3 protein-coding genes are annotated in these 3,970 nt (G+C 67.9%); 1 reads left to right on the top strand and 2 read right to left on the bottom strand.

What is annotated here, in order from left to right:
• Positions 1 to 113 precede the first annotated feature (113 nt).
• On the top strand, positions 114 to 728 hold the full coding sequence (locus tag I6U14_RS09945; RefSeq protein ID WP_296898924.1) for a YceI family protein: 615 nt from the start codon (positions 114 to 116) through the stop codon (positions 726 to 728).
• Between the two features lie 179 nt (positions 729 to 907).
• Here the strand turns inward: I6U14_RS09945 and I6U14_RS09940 are convergent, their stop codons facing one another.
• Positions 908 to 1,186 carry a hypothetical protein gene (locus tag I6U14_RS09940; RefSeq protein ID WP_296898922.1) on the bottom strand — a complete coding sequence of 93 codons (279 nt, stop codon included), beginning with the start codon at positions 1,184 to 1,186 and terminating at the stop codon, positions 908 to 910.
• A 258-nt stretch (positions 1,187 to 1,444) separates the two neighbouring features.
• Positions 1,445 to 3,970, bottom strand: a 2,526-nt coding sequence (locus tag I6U14_RS09935; protein ID WP_296898920.1) for a DEAD/DEAH box helicase, incomplete at its 5' end; no start/stop codon positions are given.

Below are 3,970 nucleotides of genomic sequence, written 5' to 3'. Positions count from 1 at the left end.
TCGCGGCAGGGATGCCGCTCCAGCAGGACGCCCGCGCCAGCAGCACACACTTGCAATCCAGCGCCAGTGGAGGTTTGATCGCGGCGCGTCATCAACCAAAGGAGAAAGACGACATGCGTCAGCTTTATCGCCGAGCTTCCTCGTACGCCACGCTCGCCGGCCCTGCGCTTGCACTCGCCCTGGCCGCCGGTCCAGTCATCGCCGGCTGGACCATGGACCCGGCGCGCTCCCATCTGAGCTATGTCTCCATCAAGGCCAAGGACGTCGGGGAGGTGAACACGTTCAAAGAGATGGCCGGCACGATCGACGACAACGGCCAGGTCACCGTGTCCATGTTCCTGGACAGCGTCGAGACCCTGGTGCCCATTCGCAACGAGCGTATGCGGGAGATCCTGTTCGAGACCACCAACTACAAAGAAGCGACGCTAACGGCCAAGATAGACCCAGCCATCATCGCAGGCATGGAGTCTGGACAGATCGCCGAGATCACCGCGGAGGGCAATCTGTCGCTGCATGGTGCGACCCAGCCCATGATCATCAGCATGCAGGCCGCAAAGCTTGGTGACGGGACGGTCATGGTCGCCAGCACCAAGCCGCTCATCGTCGACGCAGCCAAGTTCGGGCTCACCGACGGCATCGAGAAGCTGCGTGAGATCGCGGGCCTCGCGAGCATCAGCCACGCGGTGCCCGTGACCTTCGTGATGACCTTCGTATCGGCGCAGGAGTGAGCCTAAGAGGGGCGGTGGACCATGTCGACGGGCGTGCAAGTGCTGCCGGCAGTCAGGATTTCAGCAATATTCTGCGTGTTATACCCGCTGCACGGCGGTTTTTTGGCGTGTCGCGAGAAGAAGCTGCTGATGGGCGCTCTCTCCCTCGAGCCTAGCCCCTCGAAACTCGCCACGCTCCGCTATGCCTGCTGGGTGAAGGCCGCCTGCGACGCCCCAGCCCGTGCACGCTGCTCGGTCAGCATGCGGCGCAGCGCACAGTTGCGTCGAATGCACCAGCGGACGTAGAGCATGAGGCCGACAGCGCTCACGCAGAACACCAGCGCGCTGCCCCCGATCTGCGCGGCGACGTCAAGCGCCATCAGATTAAAGGTGGCCCAAGCGGGAAAGGCCAGGATCGCGGCTAGGGCGAGCGCGAAGCCGAAAGGCCAAAGCGCGCGGCAGTCTTTGCAGTGGTTCATGAAATGCGGTCGCTCCAGGTTGTTCAATGCTTCCGTGCGGATGTCATTTGGAGCATCGCAGGTGGACAAAATCTAGTCAACCTCCGAGAATTGGGGTTTTCCACGAATCGGCCCAAGGACTGCCCGGGCACTGCCCCGAGCCCAGCGAAGGTGGGCCCGGTAGGTCGGGTTAGCAGCAGCGTAACCCGATAATCACGGAGCTCCGCCCGACCTGCGCCCCGGTCGCTGCTACGCTCGCGTGCTGCGAGCCGAAGTCGATCAGTCCGCAATGGGTGCGAACAGCTCGTCGATGTCCTGCGCCGTAAAGGCGGGCGAGCCCTCGCCCCCGCCCTCTCGGTAGATGCCTTCCGCCAGTGCCTGCTTCTTTTGCTGCATGGCGAGGATCTTCTCCTCCACCGTCTGCTCCGTGAGCAGTTTGTAGACGAACACGGGCTTGTCCTGGCCGATGCGGTGGGCGCGGTCCGCCGCCTGCGCCTCCACCGCCGGGTTCCACCAGGGGTCGTAGAGGATCACGGTGTCCGCCTCGGTCAGGTTCAGGCCCAGGCCGCCGGCCTTGAGGCTGATCAGGAACAGGCTCACCTCGCCGCCGCGGAAGCGGTCGATCACCTCGTCGCGACGCTTCGTGCGTCCGGTGAGCTTGGCGTAGCGGATGCCGCGGCGCTCGAGCTCCGGCTCGATAAGCTTGAGCATGCTGGTGAACTGGCTGAAGAGCAGGATGCGCCGTCCCTCGTCCAGCTGCTCCGGCAGCAGGTCCATCAGCAGCTCCAGCTTGGCGGAGTGCTTGACCCGCCGCGCTGCCGGCAGGTCCAGCAGGCGCGGATCGCAGCAGGTCTGCCGCAGCTTGAGCAGTGCATCCAGGATGGTGATGCGGCTGCGCGCCATGCCCTGCTCGGCGATGGCTTCGCGCACGCGCTTCTCCATCGAGAGCCGTATGCCCTCGTATAGCGATGCCTGGGTCTCGCCGAGTGCCACGCTGCGCACGATCTCGGTCTTCGGCGGAAGCTCTTTCAGCACGTCCTGCTTGCGCCGGCGCAGCAGGAAGGGCGCCACGCGCCGGGCCAGGCGCTCGCGGCGCTCGCGGTCGCCGTGCTGCTCGATGGGCGTGCGCCAGTGGCGCCGAAAGCGCTGCTGATCGCCCAAGAACCCGGGCAGCAGGAAATCGAACAGCGCCCAGAGCTCGCCCAGGTGGTTCTCCATGGGCGTGCCCGTCAGGCACAGCCGATGCCGGGCATCGAGCCGCCGCACCACCTGTGCCGCCTGCGCCCGCGGGTTCTTGATGGTCTGCGCCTCGTCCAAAATCAGCAGGTGGAAAGGCGCCTTGCCTAGGCGCTCGCGGTCCCGGGGCAGCAGCGGGTAGGTGGTAAGCACCAGGTCGTGCGCCGGGATCTCGGCGAAGCGCTGATGCCGGTCGTTGCCATGCAGCACCAGCACGCGCAGGTCTGGTGTGAAGCGCTGCGCCTCCCGGCGCCAGTTGCCGATGAGGCTGGTGGGGGCCACCACCAGCGCCGGCTGCTCGAGCCGGCCGGCTTCCTTCTCCAGCAGCACATGAGCCAGGGTCTGGATGGTCTTGCCGAGGCCCATGTCGTCCGCCAGGATGCCGCCCAGGTCGACGCTGCGCCGGAACTGCAGCCAGTTCAGCCCGTGCTGCTGATAGGGCCGGAGCCCGATGGTGACCCCCGGCGGCGGTCCCCACCCGGGTCGGGTCGCGAGTCTCTTGCACTGCTTGGCCAGGTCCCGCAGCCGCCGGCCGCCGGACAGGGCGATGCCGCGGGCGGCGAGGTCGTCCAGGGTCGGCGCGTCGAAGCGCGATAGGCGAAGGTGCGAGGCCCCCTCCGGCGGCTCGTCGCCGAACAGCTCGCGCAGTGTTTCGAGCACCGGGCGAATGCGCTCCCCCGGCAAGTCCACATAGCGCTGCGCGGCGTCCTCACCGTCCCGCGGCGGGATGGGCACGCTCACCACCGCCGGCAGCTCCGCGTCAGGGCCCAGGGCCAGCAGCGGCGCAACGATGGGCACCAGCGGCAAGCGGCGGTCGTCCACCTGCAGGTCGAAGCGCAGCCCGAACCAATCGTTGCCGGCGGCCTCCTCGTCGTCCTCGTCGATGGCCGCCTCCCAGTCGCCGGACTCGAAGCGCAGCCGGAAGCTCTCGTCGAAGGCGATGCGCCAGCCCTGCGCCTCCAGCTGGGCCAGGCCCTCGCGCAGCAGGGCCGACCATTGCCCGGCACGGGTCAACGCATCATCGCCGTCTGCCGCCAGATGGATCGGACCGCGCGCCGGCTGGTTCTGATCCGTCGGTACGAAGCCATGCTCGATGAGTGCGGCCAGTGCCGCGGCCTCGGCGGCCGGGTCCCGGGTCACATCCACCAGGCCCGTGTCGGTGTCGATGACGCTGTGCGACTCCGCCGGCTGTGCCGGCAACCGATGGCCGGCATAGTCGAAGTCGAGATGCAGCCGGTGCGCATCCGCACCGCCGCGGCCGCCGTGCAGGGTCAGATAGGGCGTGGCGGCTGCATCGGTGACGGACGTGACGCTGACAGGCGTCGGCGTCGGCAGCGGCAGGTCTGGGAACTCCTTGAGCAGCAGCTTCGACACCCCCTCCGCGCGCTCCTGCGGCAGCCGGGGGGCGCGCTGCAGCTCCTTGAGCTGCGCCGTGCGCAGCCCGTGCGTCTGCAGCTCGCCGACCGTCTGCCGCAGCGGGTCCAGGTAGCACGGCGGGTCCGTCAACAGCAGCTCCGCGCTGGTGCCCGGTCCCGGCTCGGGTGCCTCTGCAGCGTCGCCCCACCAGCG

This window comes from Thiohalocapsa sp. (genome assembly GCF_019695415.1).
GTDB lineage: Bacteria > Pseudomonadota > Gammaproteobacteria > Chromatiales > Chromatiaceae > Thiohalocapsa.
The sequence above is the reverse complement of the archived record's forward strand: the minus strand, read 5'-3'. Positions and strand labels throughout refer to the sequence as shown.

What these genes read in the sequence shown, in the direction of transcription:
- I6U14_RS09945 (WP_296898924.1), top strand. Translation starts at nt 114, where the DNA reads ATGCGTCAGCTTTATCGCCGAGCTTCCTCGTACGCCACGCTCGCCGGC.
- I6U14_RS09940 (WP_296898922.1), bottom strand. Translation starts at nt 1,186, where the DNA reads ATGAACCACTGCAAAGACTGCCGCGCGCTTTGGCCTTTCGGCTTCGCG.